This window comes from Desulfacinum infernum DSM 9756 (assembly GCF_900129305.1).
Lineage (GTDB): Bacteria > Desulfobacterota > Syntrophobacteria > Syntrophobacterales > DSM-9756 > Desulfacinum > Desulfacinum infernum.
Genome location: NZ_FQVB01000038.1, coordinates 15,921 through 33,982 on the forward strand (window position 1 = coordinate 15,921; position 18,062 = coordinate 33,982).

At 62.1% G+C, this 18,062-nt stretch carries 13 protein-coding genes and 1 pseudogene; 8 read left to right on the plus strand and 6 right to left on the minus strand.

The window, feature by feature from the left end:
- Positions 1–168: 168 nt before the first annotated feature.
- Complete coding sequence (locus BUB04_RS15605; RefSeq protein ID WP_073041181.1) at positions 169–1,149, plus strand: bile acid:sodium symporter; 981 nt, start codon at positions 169–171, stop codon at positions 1,147–1,149.
- Positions 1,150–1,158: 9 nt separating this feature from the next.
- On the plus strand, positions 1,159–2,691 hold the full coding sequence (gene hutH / locus BUB04_RS15610) for a histidine ammonia-lyase (RefSeq protein ID WP_073041183.1): 1,533 nt from the start codon (positions 1,159–1,161) through the stop codon (positions 2,689–2,691).
- 382 nt (positions 2,692–3,073) lie between these two features.
- On the opposite strand, the gene BUB04_RS15615 is transcribed toward hutH, so the two are convergent.
- Entirely contained in the window at positions 3,074–3,973 is a 900-nt protein-coding gene (locus tag BUB04_RS15615; protein ID WP_073041185.1) for a TIGR01777 family oxidoreductase, read from the minus strand.
- 478 nt (positions 3,974–4,451) lie between these two features.
- Between BUB04_RS15615 and BUB04_RS15620 the strand changes: the two genes are divergently transcribed.
- The 4 genes from BUB04_RS15620 to BUB04_RS15635 all read left to right on the plus strand — a co-directional run bounded on the left by BUB04_RS15620 (position 4,452) and on the right by BUB04_RS15635 (position 10,722).
- The gene (locus BUB04_RS15620; RefSeq protein ID WP_073041187.1) at positions 4,452–6,110 is read left to right on the plus strand and encodes an ABC transporter substrate-binding protein; all 1,659 of its coding nucleotides are present in this window, start codon (positions 4,452–4,454) and stop codon (positions 6,108–6,110) included.
- A complete protein-coding gene (locus BUB04_RS15625) occupies positions 6,110–7,408 on the plus strand; it encodes an ABC transporter permease (protein WP_073041189.1) in 1,299 nt (432 codons plus the stop codon). The genes BUB04_RS15620 and BUB04_RS15625 overlap by 1 nt, the downstream gene beginning before the upstream one ends.
- A 19-nt stretch (positions 7,409–7,427) precedes the next feature.
- On the plus strand, positions 7,428–8,366 hold the full coding sequence (locus BUB04_RS15630; RefSeq protein ID WP_073041191.1) for an ABC transporter permease: 939 nt from the start codon (positions 7,428–7,430) through the stop codon (positions 8,364–8,366).
- 247 nt (positions 8,367–8,613) lie between these two features.
- Positions 8,614–10,722, plus strand: a complete 2,109-nt coding sequence (locus BUB04_RS15635; protein WP_073041192.1) for a dipeptide ABC transporter ATP-binding protein — start codon at positions 8,614–8,616, stop codon at positions 10,720–10,722.
- 64 nt (positions 10,723–10,786) lie between these two features.
- Here the strand turns inward: BUB04_RS15635 and BUB04_RS15640 are convergent, their stop codons facing one another.
- From BUB04_RS15640 to BUB04_RS15655, 4 genes are all read right to left on the minus strand, one after another.
- A complete protein-coding gene (locus BUB04_RS15640; RefSeq protein ID WP_143156520.1) occupies positions 10,787–10,975 on the minus strand; it encodes a hypothetical protein in 189 nt (62 codons plus the stop codon).
- A 246-nt stretch (positions 10,976–11,221) separates the two neighbouring features.
- Complete coding sequence (locus tag BUB04_RS15645; RefSeq protein ID WP_073041196.1) at positions 11,222–11,737, minus strand: aminoacyl-tRNA deacylase; 516 nt, start codon at positions 11,735–11,737, stop codon at positions 11,222–11,224.
- Positions 11,727–13,178 carry a trimethylamine methyltransferase family protein gene (locus tag BUB04_RS15650; RefSeq protein ID WP_073041198.1) on the minus strand — a complete coding sequence of 484 codons (1,452 nt, stop codon included), beginning with the start codon at positions 13,176–13,178 and terminating at the stop codon, positions 11,727–11,729. The genes BUB04_RS15645 and BUB04_RS15650 overlap by 11 nt, the downstream gene beginning before the upstream one ends.
- On the minus strand, positions 13,175–15,064 hold the full coding sequence (locus BUB04_RS15655) for an aldehyde ferredoxin oxidoreductase family protein (protein ID WP_073041200.1): 1,890 nt from the start codon (positions 15,062–15,064) through the stop codon (positions 13,175–13,177). Before BUB04_RS15655 ends, BUB04_RS15650 begins: the two co-directional genes overlap by 4 nt.
- Positions 15,065–15,261: 197 nt before the next feature.
- Here BUB04_RS15655 and BUB04_RS15660 point away from each other — a divergent pair, with 197 nt between their 5' ends.
- Both BUB04_RS15660 and BUB04_RS15665 read left to right on the plus strand, forming a co-directional pair.
- A complete protein-coding gene (locus tag BUB04_RS15660; RefSeq protein WP_073041207.1) occupies positions 15,262–15,924 on the plus strand; it encodes a TetR/AcrR family transcriptional regulator in 663 nt (220 codons plus the stop codon).
- Between the two features lie 181 nt (positions 15,925–16,105).
- On the plus strand, positions 16,106–17,449 hold the full coding sequence (locus tag BUB04_RS15665; protein WP_073041202.1) for a TolC family protein: 1,344 nt from the start codon (positions 16,106–16,108) through the stop codon (positions 17,447–17,449).
- Positions 17,450–17,815: 366 nt separating this feature from the next.
- Here the strand turns inward: BUB04_RS15665 and BUB04_RS19640 are convergent.
- A pseudogene (locus tag BUB04_RS19640) lies at positions 17,816–18,062 on the minus strand (IS110 family transposase); the annotation flags it as partial.

Below are 18,062 nucleotides of genomic sequence, written 5' to 3' on the forward strand. Positions count from 1 at the left end.
GTGTTCGGGCCGGCCCTGCACCGTCCTCTCTAAATAATGGAGTCTCCTGGAAAATTCAAGAGTGGACTCGCTGCGTTTCCTGGCGTATAGATGCGCTTTTGGGACCTTCGGGCGGCCAACCGGCCGTCCCCGCTTGAAAATCACACCAAGACGGTAGGGTAAAGGCGAATGGAGGCGGCAGCGGTGCGATCCTTCCTCAAAAAGTACTGGTTCCTCACGGGGCTCATCCTGGTATCGGGCCTCACGGTGGCGGATCGAACCGAGACGTTGGCCCAGGTGGGCCGTTGGCTTCAGGCTCACAGGGGACCGGATCTGGTGATCTTCGCCATCTTTTTCTTCTCCGGTACGGCGCTTCAGACGGAGCAGGTCCGATCCGGGCTCTCCGACTGGCGGGCCACTGCGACGGCCCTGGCCGTCATCTTCGTGGTTTCCCCTCTGTGGGCCCTGGTCCTGGGCCGCCTTCCGCTGCATCCCGGCCTGATGATCGGTCTTTTCCTGGTGGCGGCCATGCCCACCACGCTCAGCAGCGGCGTGGTGATGACCGGCGCTGCAGGCGGAAACATGGCCAATGCGCTCATGATCACCCTGCTGGCCAATTTTTCGGCCATCTTCACGGTGCCGGTGGTGCTCACCTTCCTGGTGGGGGATGCGGCCGGGGCGGCTGGGGTCCTCATCAACAAGACGGCCCTCATGGTCAAGATGGCCAAACTGGTGGCTCTGCCCCTGGGCCTGGGGATCCTCGTGCGCCCCACGTTCCAGGGTTTCTACAAACGCCGCGGCATCAATCCCAACGTGGTGAACGGCTGCTTCATCCTGGCGATTGTGTGGATCGCCGTTTCCAAGTCCAGGCCCACCATTGTGAACGGGCTGCATCTTTTGCCGTCGGTGGTGCTCCTGGTGGCAGGATTTCATTTGGGCCTGCTGGCTGCGGCTGCCGCTCTGGGGCGTCTCCTGGGCCTGGGCCGAGGGCGGTTGGAATCCGTTCTTTTCATGGGCAGTCAAAAGACGCTTCCTCTTTCCGTGCTCATCCAGACGGCCCTTTTCCCCCAATACGGGGAAGCTCTCGTTTTTTGCGTTTGTCATCACGTGATCCATCTCATCATGGACGGCTATCTGGTGGGACGCCTGCAAACCGGACGAAAGGAGTAACGGCTCGTCATGCGTCAGGTGGTGCTGGGACAGGACGGGATGTCCCTGGAGGAACTGGTGGCGGTGGCCCGGGAAGGCGCCCGGGTCTCCTTAGACGACGAATCCTGGAATCGGTTGGAGAGGGCGCGGGCCCTCATTGACCGTTGGGTGCAGGAAGAACGGGTGATCTACGGGGTCACCACCGGGTTCGGTGCCTTGAGTGATGTGATCATCTCCAAGGAGGAAGCCCGGACGCTTCAGCGCAACATCCTCATGAGCCATTCGGCGGGCGTGGGCCCCGAGCTTCCCGACGACGAAGTGCGGGCGCTGATGGCATTGCGACTCAAGGATCTGGCCCGGGGCCATTCCGGCATCCGGCCGGAGACCACCCGCCGCTTGCTGGAAGTGCTCAATGCGGGGATCCTCCCCGTGGTCCCGGAAAAAGGTTCCGTGGGGGCCAGCGGCGATCTGGCTCCCCTGGCGCACATGAGCCTGGTGCTCATCGGCATGGGAGAGGCCAGGTACCAGGGGGAACGCATGTCGGGTGCGGAGGCCCTGGCCCGGGCCGGTCTCGAGCCCTTGGAACTGGAAGCCTGCGAGGGGCTGGCGCTCGCCAACGGCACCCAGCTCATGACGGCCATCGGTGCCCTGGCCCTCCACGATGCCCTCAGCCTTTCCAAGGCCGCCGACATCGCCGCGTCCATGAGCCTGGAAGTGCTCATGGGGAGCCGCACGGAATTCGATGCCCGGATCCATCAGGTGCGTCCCCATCCCGGCCAGGCCAAAGCGGCGGAAAACATGCGACGCATCACCCACAACAGCGACATCATCTCGTCCCACAAGGACTGTTCCCGCGTCCAGGACGCCTACACCCTGCGCTGTTCCCCCCAGGTGCACGGAGCCACCAAGGACGCTCTGAACTACTGCCGCACCGTGGTGGAAACGGAGATGAACTCCTCCACCAACAACCCGCTCATCTTCGCCGAGGACGAACAGTTCCTCCTGGGCGGCAACTTTCACGGCCAACCCGTGGCCCTGGCCATGGACTTCATGGGCATGGCCGTGGCGGAGTTGGCCAACATCTCCGAGCGGAGGGTGGAGCGGCTGGTGAACCCTCAATTGAGCGGCCTACCGGCCTTTCTGGTGGATCAGGGAGGACTCCATTCCGGGTTCATGATTGCCCAATACACTGCCGCCGCCCTGGTGTCCGAAAACAAGGCCCTGGCGCACCCGGCCTGTGTGGATTCCATCCCCACCTCGGCCAACAAGGAAGACCACGTGTCCATGGGAACCATTTCGGCGCGCAAGGCCCGGGAGATCGTGCGGAATACGGAGCATGTGATCGCCATCGAACTACTGTGCGCCGCCCAGGCCCTGGATCTTTTCACCAACATGAAGCCGGGGGAGGGCACCTGTGCGGCCTACCAGTGCATCCGAAAGGTGATCCCCCATCTGGACCGGGACCGGGTCCTTTCCAGGGACATTGAAGCCATGACCGGTCTCATCCGAGACGGATCGCTGATCCGGGCGGTGGAAGACGCCGTGGGGCCGCTCCACCCCTAGGAGCCTGTCCGACAATGGCTCTCCGGCTCAAGATGCCGGAGATTTGGGATCCCTTCGTAACCGCGGGGCTTCAGCCCCGCGGGAGAGGATCATCGCACCCCCATGAAGTGACGGGCAATAGCCGATGGCCCATCCGACGCCCGGCAGTCTTCCGCAGCCCTAAAGGGCTGCTACGAGAAAAGCGGTCATCTCCGGCGTTTTCGGACAGGCTCCTAGGCGTGTGGCCTTCGACGTGCCCGTTGTGACACCGCCCTGCGACCGGAATGAATGCCGGGGCGAATCGTGATTCTCCCCGACAGAAAAGTCCTCCTTTATCCTTCTTCGCCTCGGCCCGTCCGTGATGGGGGGCTGTGTGGGCTCTAGATGGAGGCTTGGGGCGCGCTCATCCAAGGACTTCCGCCAGCGCCTTCTCAATGTTCGGATAACGGAAAGAATAACCGTTTTTCAGCAGGACGCCGGGAAAGACGCGTTGGCCCTCCAGGAGCACGGACCCGAATTCTCCCATGACGAGCTTCAATATCAGACCGGGGGTTCGAAAGAAGGTGGGTCGATGCAGGAGTTTCCCCAAAACACGGGCCAGGGTTTCATTCCGCACCGGGTTGGGAGAACAGAAGTTGGCGGGGCCATGGATGTTTTCCCGCTCCATCACGAACAGAATGGCTCCCAGAAGATCCTCCATGTGAATCCACGAAAACCACTGCCTCCCGTGTCCCAGCGGGCCGCCCACGAAACGCTTGAAGGCGGGGATCATCTGCCCCAGAGCTCCTCCGGTCTTGCCCAGGATGATGCCGAACCGCATGGCCACCACCCGCGCTCCCTTGTCGGCCGCCTTGAAGGCCTCCGCTTCCCAGTCCAAGCAGACCTTGGCCAGGAAATCCGAGCCCGGAGGATCCCCTTCCTGAAGGAAGGCATCTCCGGACGGGCCGTAATAGCCCACGGCCGATGCGCTGAGAAGATGGATCACCCGCCCGGATGGGAAGGCCTCCACCAGGTTCCGCGTGGTGAGGATCCGGGAATTGTAGATGAGTTCTTTGGTTTTGGCGTTCCATCGGCGGAAAATGGAGGCGCCCGCCAGGTTCACCACCACGTCTTGGTCCGAAACAGCCCCCTGCCAGGCTCCCGGCCGGGTCGTGTCCGCCGATAGATATTGCACCTGGGACGGCGTGTAGGGGCGCGGCTCCGGAGCGTGATCCACCACGGTGATCTGATGGCCCTGTTCCAGAAGCCGCTTGGAAAGCTGAGTTCCCACAAACCCCAAACCACCCGTAATCAGAATCTTCATGGCCTCACTCCTTTTTCCGTAGTCCCCAGTCCATGGTCCGTAAACCGTGAGCCGTTATCCGAGAAGCGTCCTCCTTCAAACGTCGATGGGAAACCTCGGCGGCCGGCCCGCGCCCCGCCGTCTGATCCATCAGCGATTATTTACCTTCCTTCGCGGTTCTCATTCACAATAACCACGAGAGCTCCCGATGGGGAGCCTCCAGTGCCCGGCCGTCGACCTTTGGGATCCCCTGTCAGCCACCCCAAGGAAAGAGCGGAGTTCACAGCCATACCCTCTATCCCCTGTCCCGCACCCCGGATTATCGATCACTCATTACTCATGACTCATGACTCATCACTCATCACTCATCACGGATTACGAATCACGAGGGGGGTTGGTTGAAACAAAAAACACAAACTGGTAGACTCGTTCGCAGTGAAATCATTGCCCTTCGTAAAAAAAACAGGGAATCGTCAACCCACGGACAGAGGAGGGGACCATGGCGGACAAGAAACACCATCCACTGATTCCCGAACTGAAAGCCCAGATGGAACGGGGCGGATTGAGCCGTCGCGACTTTCTCCGCTATGCCACGCTGCTCGGGCTTTCGGCCACGGCCGCCGGGCGCATGGCCGGCCTCGTCTCGCCCCGTGAAGTGTGGGCGGGGTCCATCCGGCGGGGCGGGGTCCTCAAGGTGTCCAGCCAGGTGCACAAAGTGACCCATCCCGCCCAGTTTTCCTGGATCGCCCCGGCCAACCAATTGCGCCACGTGGCCGAGTACCTGACCCTCACCGACAGCGACAACATCACCCACCCCTACCTGTTGGAAAAGTGGGAGGCCTCGGAAGACCTCAAGACATGGACTCTGCATCTTCGCAAGGGTGTGACCTTCAACAACGGCGACCCGTTCACCGCCGACGATGTCGTTTTTACCCTCGACCAGTGGCTCAACAAGGATGTGGCCTCTTCCATGTTGGGCCTCCTGAGCGGCTACCTGGATCCCACAGGAATCGAAAAGGTGAACGACCACCAGGTGCGGCTGCATCTCAAGCGCCCGGAAATCGCCGTCCCGGAGCACCTTTTCCACTACCCGGCCCTGGTCCTCAATCACCGCACTTTTGAAGGCGACTTCATCAAGAACCCTCACGGAACCGGCCCCTACACCCTGGTGGAATACCGGGAAGGGGAGCGCTGCGTGCTCAAGGCCCGTTCGGACTATTGGCAAAAAGGAGCGGACGGAAAGCCGCTGCCCTACCTGGACGGGATGGAGTTCATCGACATGGGCGGCGAGATGGCGCCCCACATTGCGGCCATCAAGACTGGGGAAGTGGATGTGATCGACCCCGGGGACATGGGCGGCACCGACATCTTTCTGGCTCTGAAAGATGACCCCAACATCACCGTGCTGCCCGTAACCACGGGCCAGGTCCGGGTCTTGCGCATGCGCGTGGACATCAAGCCCTGGACGGACAATCGGGTCCGCCAGGCCCTCAAGTTGTGCCAGAACCGGGAAAAGATCCTGGCCCTCGCCTACCACAACCAGGGACTCTTGGGGCAGGACTTCCACGTGTATCCCAAGCATCCGGAATATTGCGAAAAGCCCATCCCGAAATACGATCCGGACAAGGCGCGTGAGCTTCTCAAACAAGCCGGGTATCCGAACGGTCTGGACGTGAATCTGGCGGTGGGAAGCGACTGGTCGGATGTGGTGCGCTACGCTGAAATCCTGAAGGAAGACGCGGCTCCCGCCGGATTTCGCATCCACATCCAGACCATGCCGGCCAGCCAGTACTGGGAAAAATGGACCGAGGTGGACCTGGGAATCACGCCGTGGACCCACCGGCCGCTGGGAACCATGGTTTTGAATCTGGGCTACGTGGCGGACGACGAGGGCAAGCCGGTGCCCTGGAACGAAACCCGATGGGTGGACAAGGAATTCTGTGACCTGGTGGCCAAGGCCAGCGGCATCCTGGACGTGGAGGAACGCCGGAAGGTGTTCTGCGTCCTGGAAGAGATCATGATGGAGCGGGGTCCCGTGGGGATTTCCTACTGGCGAAACGTTTGGACCAGTGCCCGAAAGTGGGTGCACAACCTCAAGGCCCATCCGACCAACTACCTGCTGACCCATGAGGTCTGGCTGAGCAAACGGACGTCCTGATGCTCGTATTCATTCTTCGCCGCATGCTGCTTCTGCTGCTCACCATGCTCCTGGTGTCGGTGGCGGTCTTCCTCATCACCGAGGCCTCCCCGGGTAACGTGGCTCGAAATGTTCTGGGAAGTTTCGTTACTCCGGAACAGGAAGCCTCCTTCCTGAATCAACTGGGACTGGATGATCCGGCTCCCGTTCGGTATCTCCACTGGCTGGTGGGGAGCGATTGGCGTGGGAGCCGGCTTGTGGGATTGCCGCTCAAACGCCTGGTCACCGAGAAGGGGTTTGTGGAGTGGTGGGCCCGGCTTCCGGATGGAAACCTGGTACGCTGGAAGCTGGACGGAGACAACCTGATCGCGCAGATCCGGCGACCCGACGGGGCGGTGGAGGAAGTTCCCGACAACGGCCGATGGAGGAAACGCGCCGACGGTTCTTCCTACTTCTGGGGATTGGACGCCCACAACCGGGCGGTGCTCTGGGAGAAGGGAACCAAGCGCAAGGCCTGGGTCTTCGTGGTGGGAAGCGGCTGGAAGGAAGTGTCCGGCGGAGCCATGGACTACCTTCCCTTGAAGAAGGGTTTCCTGCGGGGGGATCCGGGCGTTTCCCTGCGAACCGGCCGCCCCGTGGCCAAGAGCCTCTTCATTCGCCTTCGCAACTCCCTGGTGTTGGCGGGAATCGCCTTTGCGGTGGTGATGCCCTTGGCACTTGCCCTGGGCATCGCCGCCGGCCTCCGGGAAGGAAGCGCCCTGGATCGATCCCTTTCCGTGGGCGGGATGGTCTTTTCCGTCATCCCCGAATTTGCCATGGGAATCTTTCTGATCCTCATCTTCGCCCTCTGGTTGGGCTGGTTGCCCGGGGCCACGGTGTTCGGCGAGAAGGCCCCCTGGCAGCGGCCCGACATGCTGGTGCTGCCGGTGCTCACCCTGACCCTGATCGAACTGGGTTATGTCCTTCGCATCACGCGGGCGAGCATGGTGGAGGTGATGCGTTCGCCCTATATCCGCACGGCCTTCATCAAGGGCCTTCCCTACCGGCGGGTCATCTTCAAGCACGCCGTGCGAAACGCCCTGATCGCCCCCATCACGGTGATCATGCTCCATGTCAACTGGCTCTTGGGCGGCATCGTGGTGGTGGAAGTGGTCTTCGGCTATCCGGGCTTGGGGAAGTATCTTTTGGATTCGGCCCTTTACAAGGACATCAACGCGCTGGAGGCCGGCGCCATGATCATGGTGGTGGCGGCGGTGGGAACCCAGCTCGTCGCCGATATTCTCTATACGTTTCTGAACCCGAGAATCCGTTATCGCTGAAAGGGCGCGCGAGGGAGGCATGTTGCAGGTTGCAGAAGGGACGTCGCAAGGGAAGACGAGCCGACGGACGGGCCGGAGGCTTTTCCTGGGAATTCGAAGAACGTTCTCGCTTATTTTCGCTTCCCGAACGGCCACGGTCGGCTTTTTCATCGTGGCTTTCTGGGTGTCGGCGGCGGTTTTCGCCCCCCTGCTGACGCCCTATTCCCCCACCTACCAAGACTGGAAAGCCCCCAACCAGGGCCCCAGTGCGGCCCACCCGCTGGGAACGGACGAACTGGGGCGGGATTTGTGGGCGCGCTTGCTTTACGGGGCCCGCATTGTGCTGGTGGTGTTGCCCGTGTCCCAGGACCTGTGGCTTCCCGGAGGTACGGCTCTGTGGGGAGTGGCCGCTTCGCTGGCGCTCGGAGCCTTTCTGGGCCTGGTCAGCGGCTACAAGGGCGGGTGGATCGACGAGGTGGTGATGCGGCTGCTGGATGCTATGATGGCCGTTCCCGTCATCCTGCTCTACCTGATCTTCGTGGCCGCCATGGGGGCGTCGGCGGTCAATGTGGTGCTGGCCATCGCCATCGTGGGCACTCCGGGGATCGCCCGCCTGGTGCGGGGGCTCACCCTGGACATCCGAACCCGGGACTACGTGCGGGCGGCGGAAACGCGGGGCGAAAGCCCCTGGTACGTCATGTTCGTGGAAATCCTTCCCAACGCGAAAGGCCCCATCATCATCGACGCCATGCTCCGGGTGGGTTACGCCATCTTCGCCATGGGGACGTTGGGTTTTCTCGGATTGGGCCTTCCGCCCCCGTCCCCGGATTGGGGGTCCATGGTGGCCAAGGGCCGGGAATTCATTCTGGCGGGCTCCCCTTGGGCGGCCCTGTGGCCGTCGGTGGCCATCGCCTCTTTGGTCGTGGGGCTCAATCTCCTGGCCGACGGTCTCCGGGAGGAAGCCATGAGGTACCAATGAGATAGATGGTGGCGCGGGTAAACGCCGCCCCTACCCAAGGGATCCATCCCTTGCGTAGGGGCGGGTTTTCGCCCCCCCCGAGGCTGGACATCGAAAAGCAACTGCTCGAGTGAAAGTGGAAGAGAACCGCGAATGAACGCGAATAGACGCAAATGGTTCTTCTCGTCTCTTTCATCCGTGCAAGGTGGCGAGCTGCGCCATGATCGTTAGGTTCCCGGCTCGCCGGATGCAAATGGAGCCACATATCATGAGCCCGTCAAGCCCCTCCAAGGACTGCCTCCTGGAGGTCGAACATCTCTTTGTCAGCTACAAGACCCGCAAGGGATGGATTTCCGCCGTCAAGGATGTCTCTTTTTCCATCGGCCCGGGTGAGACGCTGGGCCTGGTGGGGGAGTCGGGCTGCGGCAAGTCCACCGTGGCCTTTTCTCTCGTGAACTTTTTGGGTTCCAACGGCCGGATCGTATCGGGGAGCATCCGGTTCGAAGGTTCCGAACTGGTGGGGCGTTCCCGACGGGAGCTGAACCGATTGCGGGGTAACCGCATCTCCATGGTGTATCAAAATCCCATGTCGGCCCTGAATCCCACGCTGCGGATCGGGGAACAGCTGGCGGAGGTGCTCACCTGCCATCGGCAGATGCCCAAAGCGGAAGCCCGAGACCGGGCGGCGGCCATGCTGCGCCGCGTGTATATGCCGGACCCGGAACAGGTCATGGCCCGCTATCCCCACCAGCTGTCGGGGGGGCAGCAGCAGCGGGTGGTCATCGCCATGGCCATGCTGAACCGCCCGGCCCTGCTCATCATGGACGAACCGACCACCGCCCTGGACGTGACCGTGGAAGCGGCGGTCTTGGATCTGGTGGAAGATCTCAAGGAGGAATACGGAACGAGCATCCTTTTCATCACGCACAACCTGGGGGTGGTGGCGCGGGTGAGCGACAAGCTCTGTGTCATGTACGCGGGGGAGGTGGTGGAACAGGGACCGATGGAGACCGTTTTCACCCATGCGGCCCATCCCTATACCCGAGGCCTCCTGGGCTGTGTGCCCCGGCTGGGGAGCACCAAGAAGGTGTTTTCCCTGGAACCGATTCCAGGCAGGGTGCCCGCTCCGTGGGAACGACCGGATGATGCCTGTGTGTTCGCTCCCCGTTGCCGACATGCCCTGGACAGCTGCCGGCAGCAAAAGCCACCGTGGCTGGATGTGCGGCCGGGGCATGGAGCTCGCTGCCTCCTGGCGGTGGATTTGACCGAGAAGCCGCTCCAACTGCGGGGGGGTCCTTCCGGGCCGACGGATGCTCACATGGAAACGCCGGAGGAGGATCACCCCCTTCTGCAGATGCAGGATGTGCGGGTTTACTACGAACAGAGAAAAACGAGTCTCAGGTCACTTTTCGGGCTGGGAGGCAAGGACTTTGTGCGGGCCGTGGACCGGGTCAGCCTGTCGGTTTTTCGGGGCCGCACCCTGGGCATCGTGGGGGAGTCGGGCTGCGGCAAGTCCAGCCTGCTCAAGGCCATCATCGGCCTGGAAAAGTTGAACGGCGGACGGTTGGAGTTCTTGGGCGTGGACATCGGTAAGACGGTTCGCCATCGGGATCTGGAGGTGATCCGTGAAATCCAGATGGTCTTTCAAAATCCGGACGCCACCCTCAATCCCTCCTATTCAGTGGGTAAACAGATCGCCCGGCCGATTCGCCGGTTCCGGACCGTCCCCAAAGGGCAGGTGCGCGCCGAAGTGGTGCGACTGCTCCAAGCCGTGCGCCTGGGTCCCGAATATTATGACCGCTATCCCAGGCAACTGAGCGGCGGGGAAAAGCAACGGGTGGGGATCGCCCGGGCCCTCGCCAGTCGCCCGGACTTGGTCCTTTGCGACGAGCCGGTCTCGGCCCTGGACGTCTCCGTCCAGGCCGCGGTGCTCAACCTGCTCATGGAAATACAGCGGGAACTGGGAACCACGCTTCTTTTCATCGCCCATGATCTCAGCGTGGTGAGGTACTTTTCCGATGACGTGGCCGTGATGTACCTGGGGCAGATCGTGGAGCGGGGACCCGCCGAGGCCATCTATGCTCCTCCCTATCACCCCTATACGGAAGCCCTCCTTTCCGCGGTTCCCATTCCGGATCCGTCGGCGCGACAGAAACGAATTCGGCTGGGGGGAAACGTTCCCAGCCCTTTGGACCCGCCCTCCGGATGCCGCTTTCACACCCGGTGTCCCCGACGGGATCTGCTCGGTAATGAAAGCCACCTCTGTGAGCAGGAGCCGCCTCCGTGGCGTCGCGCGGGCCAGAATCACTTCATTGCCTGCCACATTCCGTTGGAGACCCTGACGGCCCTGGATCCGGTGTTGCATCAAGTGTCGTAACCCATAAAGAAACCCGCCTCGACGGCGGGTTTCTTTATCCACAAAACAGAGAAAGGCAGGAAATTTATTCTTCGTAGTAGGCGCACTTTTCGCAAGTGAAGCCGCTCCACATGCCCTTGGCGGCCTTGTCCAGGCAATCGTCGTAGAAAAGGCAGTCGAAGTTCCGAAGGCCCTTGCCTTCTTTGCACTTCACGGGATTGGGTATGGCCTGGGGGGCCGCCGTGGCCACGGCTCTTTGAAGGTCCTTTTGCATGATGGTCATTCCTCCCTACCTACCGAATATGTTCACTGACTCCTTCGTAGATAAGTCTTTCCGGTTTTGTTCGCAAGAGATGGGGAAGCTCCTCACTTTCTGTCCACCGATCGGTTGCACAAACACCCAAGAAGCAGCAGTCCAGCAGCGGCCAGAAGCCAGCACGCCAGATCCATAAAAACCTCCGTCGTTCAGTTGACGATCTTTTCCAAGGGCGTCGGTAGATATCCCCATTCCCCCTCTGCGTCAAGAACTTTGTGGCTCGGGGCGGCTCAGAGCAAAAATGCCCCCGTCCACAAACGGTTTGAGGCCCTCGGCGGCCAATTGGCAGCTCAAGAGCGGGTGCCCCGAGCTGATGTTGAGCTCCGTCCACTGGAAAAGGGCCTCCTCGGCCACGATGCAAAGGGGAGGACTCTTCAGGCCGAACGGAGCCACGGCCCCCACCCGGTAGCCCGTGACCTCCGGGATTTTCTCCGGGCGCAGGAGGGAGAGCCTGTGCCCGGTCCTTCGGCGTACGGCTTGGATGTCCAGGCGCCGATCCCCGGGTACCAGCGCCAGCACATAGGATCCCTCCTTGCTGGCAAGGGCCATGGTCTTGACCACCTGGCCCGGGTGGATGCCCGCCTGCTCGGCCACGTCCCGGGCGGTCAAGGCCGGGGTGGGGTGCACGATGCGGCGGTAGGGGATGCGCCGATCGTCCAGGAACCGGGTGACGGGTGTCTCCCGCGGCGGACCGACCGCGGCCGTTCCGCTACCGCCCATTGCATGTTTCCTGGAACTCATCGGTAACCCTTTGAATCGCCAGCCGGACCGAATCCGGGACGGAAGGCGAAACGTGATTGGTCAGGATTTTCCGAACCTCGGCCCGGGCTCGATCCAGCAAGGTGGTTTTTCCTCCGCCGGCCCACTTTTCGTGGCTTCCCCGGTAGATCAGCCTCGGCCTCCACTGGGTGTCCCTCAGGTGTTTCAGGGTATGGGGATGAACCAGAAAATGCCCGTCGGGGCCCACGTCGCCGATGGCGTCCACGGCCAGGTGTTCGGGGTCCGTAGGGATGCCCCGGGCCATGCGACGGATCTGATCGATGAACTCGTCCACCAGGACGATCATTTCCAGGGAGCCGGTACGGCCGAAATCCAGGTAACCCACATCGTGGTTCAGGTTGGCGCCCAGAAAGGTGGCGATGAAGGTGAGAAGGCCCGCCTCGTAGGTGGCCTGGCCGTCCGGGACCTGGGAATCGCTGGTGCCCGCATAGCCCCAGCTGGGCAGGTCGAAATAATGGCTCATTTCGATCATGGCCCCGTAGGCCATGTAGTATTCCGGAGCATTGTAGGAACACTGGCTGGTGGACATGTCCAGCACCGCCGGGCCCATCCCCATGAGAAACGGGGCGCCGGGGTTTTTCAGCTGGTGGATGACCAGTCCCGTGAGGCATTCGGCGAGCCCCTGCACCACGTGCCCCGCAATGCTCATGGGGGCCGTGGAGCCGGCAATGGGAGCCGGCGAGTAAATGGCGGGAACGCCCTTGTCGGCGCAAAAAAGGAGCTTATTGAGACTGGGGACCGGATGGGTCAGGGGGCTGATGGGTTCAGCGTAGTGAATCAGATAGGGTTTTTCCCGAAGGGCCTGTTCGCCGCCCCGCACCGCGCAGCCGATCTGCCACATGGCGGCCAGATCGCCGCGGTCTTCCGCCGTGCAAACGATGGGTTTTCGGCACGAAAGGACCATGGCTTCGAAACTCTTGAGATAGGCGGCGTGGGGGGAAATCTCCGAAGGATGGGCAAAGGACATGATGAAGTCGATATTTTTCAGGGCGTCGCAAAGTCGGGCCGCCCGGACCACGTCATCCAAACGGCAGGGATGGCGTTCCCCCGATTCGGGATCCAGGTTGTAGATGAGGTCCGAGCCGGTCCCGAAATAGGCCCGACGTCCTCCCAGGTCCATCACGTGGGCGCCTTCCCGGTCATAGACGGCGATGTTCTTGGGGGCCGTCTCCAGAGCTTTGTCCACCAGGGGAGCCGGGATGAACAGACGGCTTCCTTCCCCTTCCCTTGCCCCGGCTTGAAGAAGGAGCGAACGGGCCTCCTCCTGGAGCACTTCCATGCCCACCGATTCCATGACCCGCAGGGCGGCCCCATGGATGTTCTTCTTTTGCTCTTCATTGAGAAACTGCAGGCGAGGTAGGAACTCCCCGGTCGGTGTCATGAATCCATCCGTCCTTTCTGGTGTCGGGTCCACGTTAAGATCCAAGAAGCCGCTTCGGGCAAGGCCGGAGGCTGAGGGATGCCTTGCGGCGACCAGCCCATCCATTGGAAAAAGTCTCGGCGCATGCGCTCCAGCACGTCCTTCAGATCCGATGGCGATCCGTCCGGACCCGGAAAGCGCCGGACCATCTCCGGCAAGCTGCCCTCCGTCGGGTCCAGACCGCGTCCTACATTATAAAGCTGTTCCAAGTCCAGGATTCTCTTGCCGGCTTCGAACAGATCGCCGGCTTCCAGATCCAGGCCGGCGAGCGCCCGCACCAGTTCAGCTTCCCTCACCAAGTCGAACCCCCCCGCGAGGCTGAGAACGGGCACCTTGCACAGTCCCAGGGCGTCCACCACGGCGCTCACCACCATGGACCGCGCCACCAGAGCGGCCTTGCCTTCCGGGCGAAACGGGTCCACGGCCTGCGGAGTCCCCACCTTCCGGGCGGCTTCCTCCGGGGACCAACGGTATTCAGGCGTGGCATAGACGCTGGTGAAATCAGCGCCCCGCGTGGAAACCAGGTAGCCCAGGGCCGTGGCCATGGAATTGCGGGGATGGTAGGCGGGCATCTCAAGGCCGTGCACCTGGGGGGCGTATCGCTCCGCGCCGCGGCCGATGACCGCGGCGGCCCGATGAACACCCTGGCCGAGCACCGCCCCGAGGCCCCGGCCCCACGCCATATCGTACAGGAGCGTTTCCAGGACGGCCGGATCCCCCCATCGAAGATCCAGACCGTCCGTGTCCTCCCGGGTCAACAGGCCCCGTTCGAAAAGATCCATGGCAAAGGCGACGGCCGTCCCTGCAGATATGGCGTCCAGCCCCAAGCGGGAACAGAGGTTATGCAACCGAACCACTTCTTCGGGGTCGGCCAGCCCGCACTTGGGTCCGAGGGCGATGGCCGTTTCGAATTCGGGGCGTGCCAGAGGTTCCAAATCGCCGCCATCTTCCCGGGGTAGGCGGAGTTCCGCCTTGCAATGGACCGGGCAGCGGTAACAGGTTTTTCGCCGGGCGGTGAGAGGCGCCCATCGTTGGGGATCGAAGGCCTGAACGCCGGCAAATCGGTTTTCCTGAAAATTGCGGGTGGCCAGAAGACCCCGTTCGTCGCACCAGCCCACATAACCCACGCTGCCGTGCGTCGAGAAGGCGCTGTATTCAGGGGACTGGCGAATGAGGCGAACGTAGCGGGAGGCGGCTTCCTGCGCGGCGCGCGGGAACCGTACGGGATCGTCCGGCGCTTCCACCACCACGGCCTTGAGGTTCTTGAATCCCATGACGGCCCCCAGGCCGGTTCGGCCCGCCGCATGATCGGCGCCGCTCATGATGCAGGCCATGGGGACGGTTCTCTCACCGGCCGGCCCGATGACCAACGCTTCCGCACCCGGTCGATTCCTGCCGCCCAGGAGCGCCCTGTGGGCCTCGAACGTATCGAGTCCCCACAAGTCCTCAGCGGATTCGATCCGCACACCGCTCCTTCCGATCCGAAGGAGGGCGGGCCGAGGGCTCTTGCCGCGGAGGATGAGGGTCTGGATGCCGTGGTGGCGCAGATGGGCTCCGAAATGCCCTCCCACGCTGGAACTTCCCAGAAGACCGGTGAGGGGCGACGGGGCGCTCAGGTGAAGGCGCGAAGACGCCGGGGCCGCAGTGCCCGTAAGGAGCCCGCAGGAAAGGATCAGCTCGCTGTCCGGATCCAGAGGGTCCGTGCCGGGCCGGGTGTGCTCCATGAGAAGACGGATATTGATACCTCGTCCGGCCAGATAAGCTCGGGTCCAGGTGGGCGAGTAAGGGAGGCTGATCGTTTCCCCTTGGGTCAAATCCACCAGGACGACCCGACCCGGTTTGTCCACTTTCCTCACCTCCTCTGGCATGGGGGTCCGAAGAGCCTTTTAGCCAATGGAGACGGAAAAGGTCAAAGCAAAAGGCGGGAAAAGGGTTTGACAGGCCATGAACAATCGTTCAAATTATGATCGCATGTTCAGCGGCGAAGGAAGGTTCCGTGGATCTCCCCGGTGGAAGCCATCGGGGTTGCGGGGAGAAGGAGGCCATGGCTGAAAAGAGTCCGAGCCGGCGCCAACGGGAGGCGTTGCGGTACCGCACGGAAGTCCTCCAGGTGGCCCTCCGGCTCTTTTCCGAAAAGGGCTATCACCGGGTGTCCATGCGGGAGATCGCCGAAAAGGCGGAGTTTTCCGTGGGAACCCTCTACAATCTCTTCAAGAACAAGGAAGACATCTACCGGGCCATCATCGTGGAGGTGGCGGACCGGTTCGAGGCGGCGGCGGGAGGTGCCCTGCGGGGGCCGGGGAACGCCCTGGAAAGGATCCGGGCTTTCATCACGGCGTGCGCCCGTGTGGTGGAAGAAAACGCGCCCGTCATCCGCCTTTATCTGACGCTCACCCGGGGGACGGCTCTCAACTTCAAGGCCGGATTCGACGAGGAGGTTCGGGCTCGGGACCGAAGGATTCTGCGCCTTTTGTCGGATGTTCTGGAGAATGGGCAAAGGGAAGGCTTTTTTCGCGGTGATATGGATGCAGAAGATCTGGCGGTGGCTCTGGACGGACTCTTGTGCGCTTTCTTACTTAAGTGCATAGAGGAGGGCGAGGGGTGCCGTCCGGAGGACTACGGTGCCGTAGCGGAAGAGGTGTTCCTGAGGGGGGCTTTGGCGCCCGTTCATGGGATGGGAACCGCGAAGGAATGCCCATGCACATGATCCCAATGGGACGGCTCAGTCCAACCGCCGAAAGAATCAATCCATTCGGGCATGCATGGTGTCGGGGAGTCTGTCGCCGCGGTCTCGGGAAGGATGGAGGGGTGTCGTGGGAGAAAAAGCCGTGATCCTTGATGTATCTGTACGGTCTTGGCGGGAAACGGACCGGAAAGGAGCGGGACGAATGTGGAGACGGCTCTGCGCCGTGAAGGCGCTGTGGGCTGTGGTGCTAGCCATGGCGGCCTGTCTGGGCCTCGGCACCGACTGCCTGGCGGAGACGTCCGGGGAGGTTCTGACCCTTCAGGATGCCCTCCGGGAGGCGCTTTCCAACGACCATCTTATCAAGGAAGCCCGGGAACTGGAGCGGGCCGCGGCGGAGGGCCTCAAGGAGGCGAAAGCAGCTCTTCTTCCCACCTTCTCCGCCCACTACGAATACTTTCGCCTGGAGGACAACCCCTACGCCATCTTCAAGACCGGCCTGGGAAATCAGGAAGTGGAAGTGGGCCACCGGAACCAATTCAGCTGGGATCTGACGGTCTCCCAGCCGCTCTTTACGGGGTTCGCTCTGGTGACGAAAAAGAAGATTGCCGCCCTGGACCTGGCCCGCTCCGAGGTTCATAGGGAGCAAGCGGTCCTGGACGTGTCCAAGAGGGTGAAGACGGCCTATTTCCGCGTTCTTCTGGCCCAGAGATTCCTGGAAGTGGCCTCCGAGGAGGAAACCCAACTGGCGGCCCATCTTCGGGATGCCGAGAAATTCTACGAACAGGGCCTGATCCCTTTCAATGACGTTCTGAAATCCCGGGTGGCCCTGGCCCAAGCGCGCCAGACCAAGGTTCGGCGCGCAAAGGATGTGGAAGTGGCCACGGCGGATCTTAATCGCCTGCTGGGCCGCCCGCTCAATGCACCCACGCGGGTGGCCGACGTGGTGCGCTTTTCTCCCGGCTCGTACCCCTTGGAGGCGCTCATGGAGGAAGCGGTGCGCCAACGGCCGGAGCTGCGTGTGCTGAGGCTGGCCGTGGAGCAGGCCCGGGAGGGGGTGCGGCTGGCGGCCAGCGAGTTGTATCCCAAGATCTTTCTGGTGGGGCGCCTGGAACGAAGTGGCAAGGATCCGCTGGGTGAGGAGAACGACTACCAGAATCCCGACACCACCGCGCTAGGCGTTCGCTTGGAATGGCCTTTCTTCGAATGGGGAAGGACGCGGGCGGCCGTCCGGCGACAAAAAGCGACGGCCAAGAGCCTCGCGGAGCGTCTGGCGGACATCGAAGAGAGTGTGCGCCTGGAGGTGAAGGCGGCTGTGGCCGATTTGGAGGTGGCCCAGGCCAACGTGGAAACGGCTGTGGCGGCCCTGGAACAAGCCCGGGAGAATCTTCGCATCACGCGCCTCCAGTACCGCCAGCAGGTGACCACCTCCACCGAGGTCCTGGACGCCCGGGCGTATCTCACCCAGGCGGAAGCCAACTACTACGGTGCCCATTACGGCTGGCACCTGGCCCGCGCGGAGTTGGATCGGGCCCTCGGGCGCCAGTGACTGGAACGGCCTGCAATCATTGGTTGTTTGCTGGGGCGGGCCCAAAGCCCGCCCCAACGATGGCAGATGAACCCGTTGCGTAGGGCCGGGGGTTATCCCCGCCCGCTCATCGAGCGGAGATAGGAAGAATAGGGCCAAAAATCGCTTCATTAATATGAAAGAATTGTGTTTTCGATCCCTTGTAGGAGCGGCCTTGGCCGCGATTGGGATCGTCGGCAAGCCGGCTCCTAGAGAAAGGACTCTCCCTTGACGACATCTTTCATCTGTGCGGGGGGCGCAAGGGGGACCATGACCATTAATATGAAAGATACGGTCGGGGGGCACCAGCTATCCACCCCCCGGCAACGTTTCCCGTTCCCCTCTGGTCTAAGATGGGTTTTGGGGTTGTGCGATGTATCCGAACTTTACCAGCATCCTAATCCAACGTGGGGCGTTGCGTTTAACATACAAGGCTTCGTAGTCTACGGTGCTGTCTCGATAGGGCTCGTTTCTCGAGATCATGTAGAAAATGGTGCGCAGGATCTTGTGGGCAATGGCGATGATGGCTCGTTTGTAACCTCTTCTGGGCATGAGGCTCTGAAACTTGGCCTTAAAGGCTGAAGGAGTTCGAACC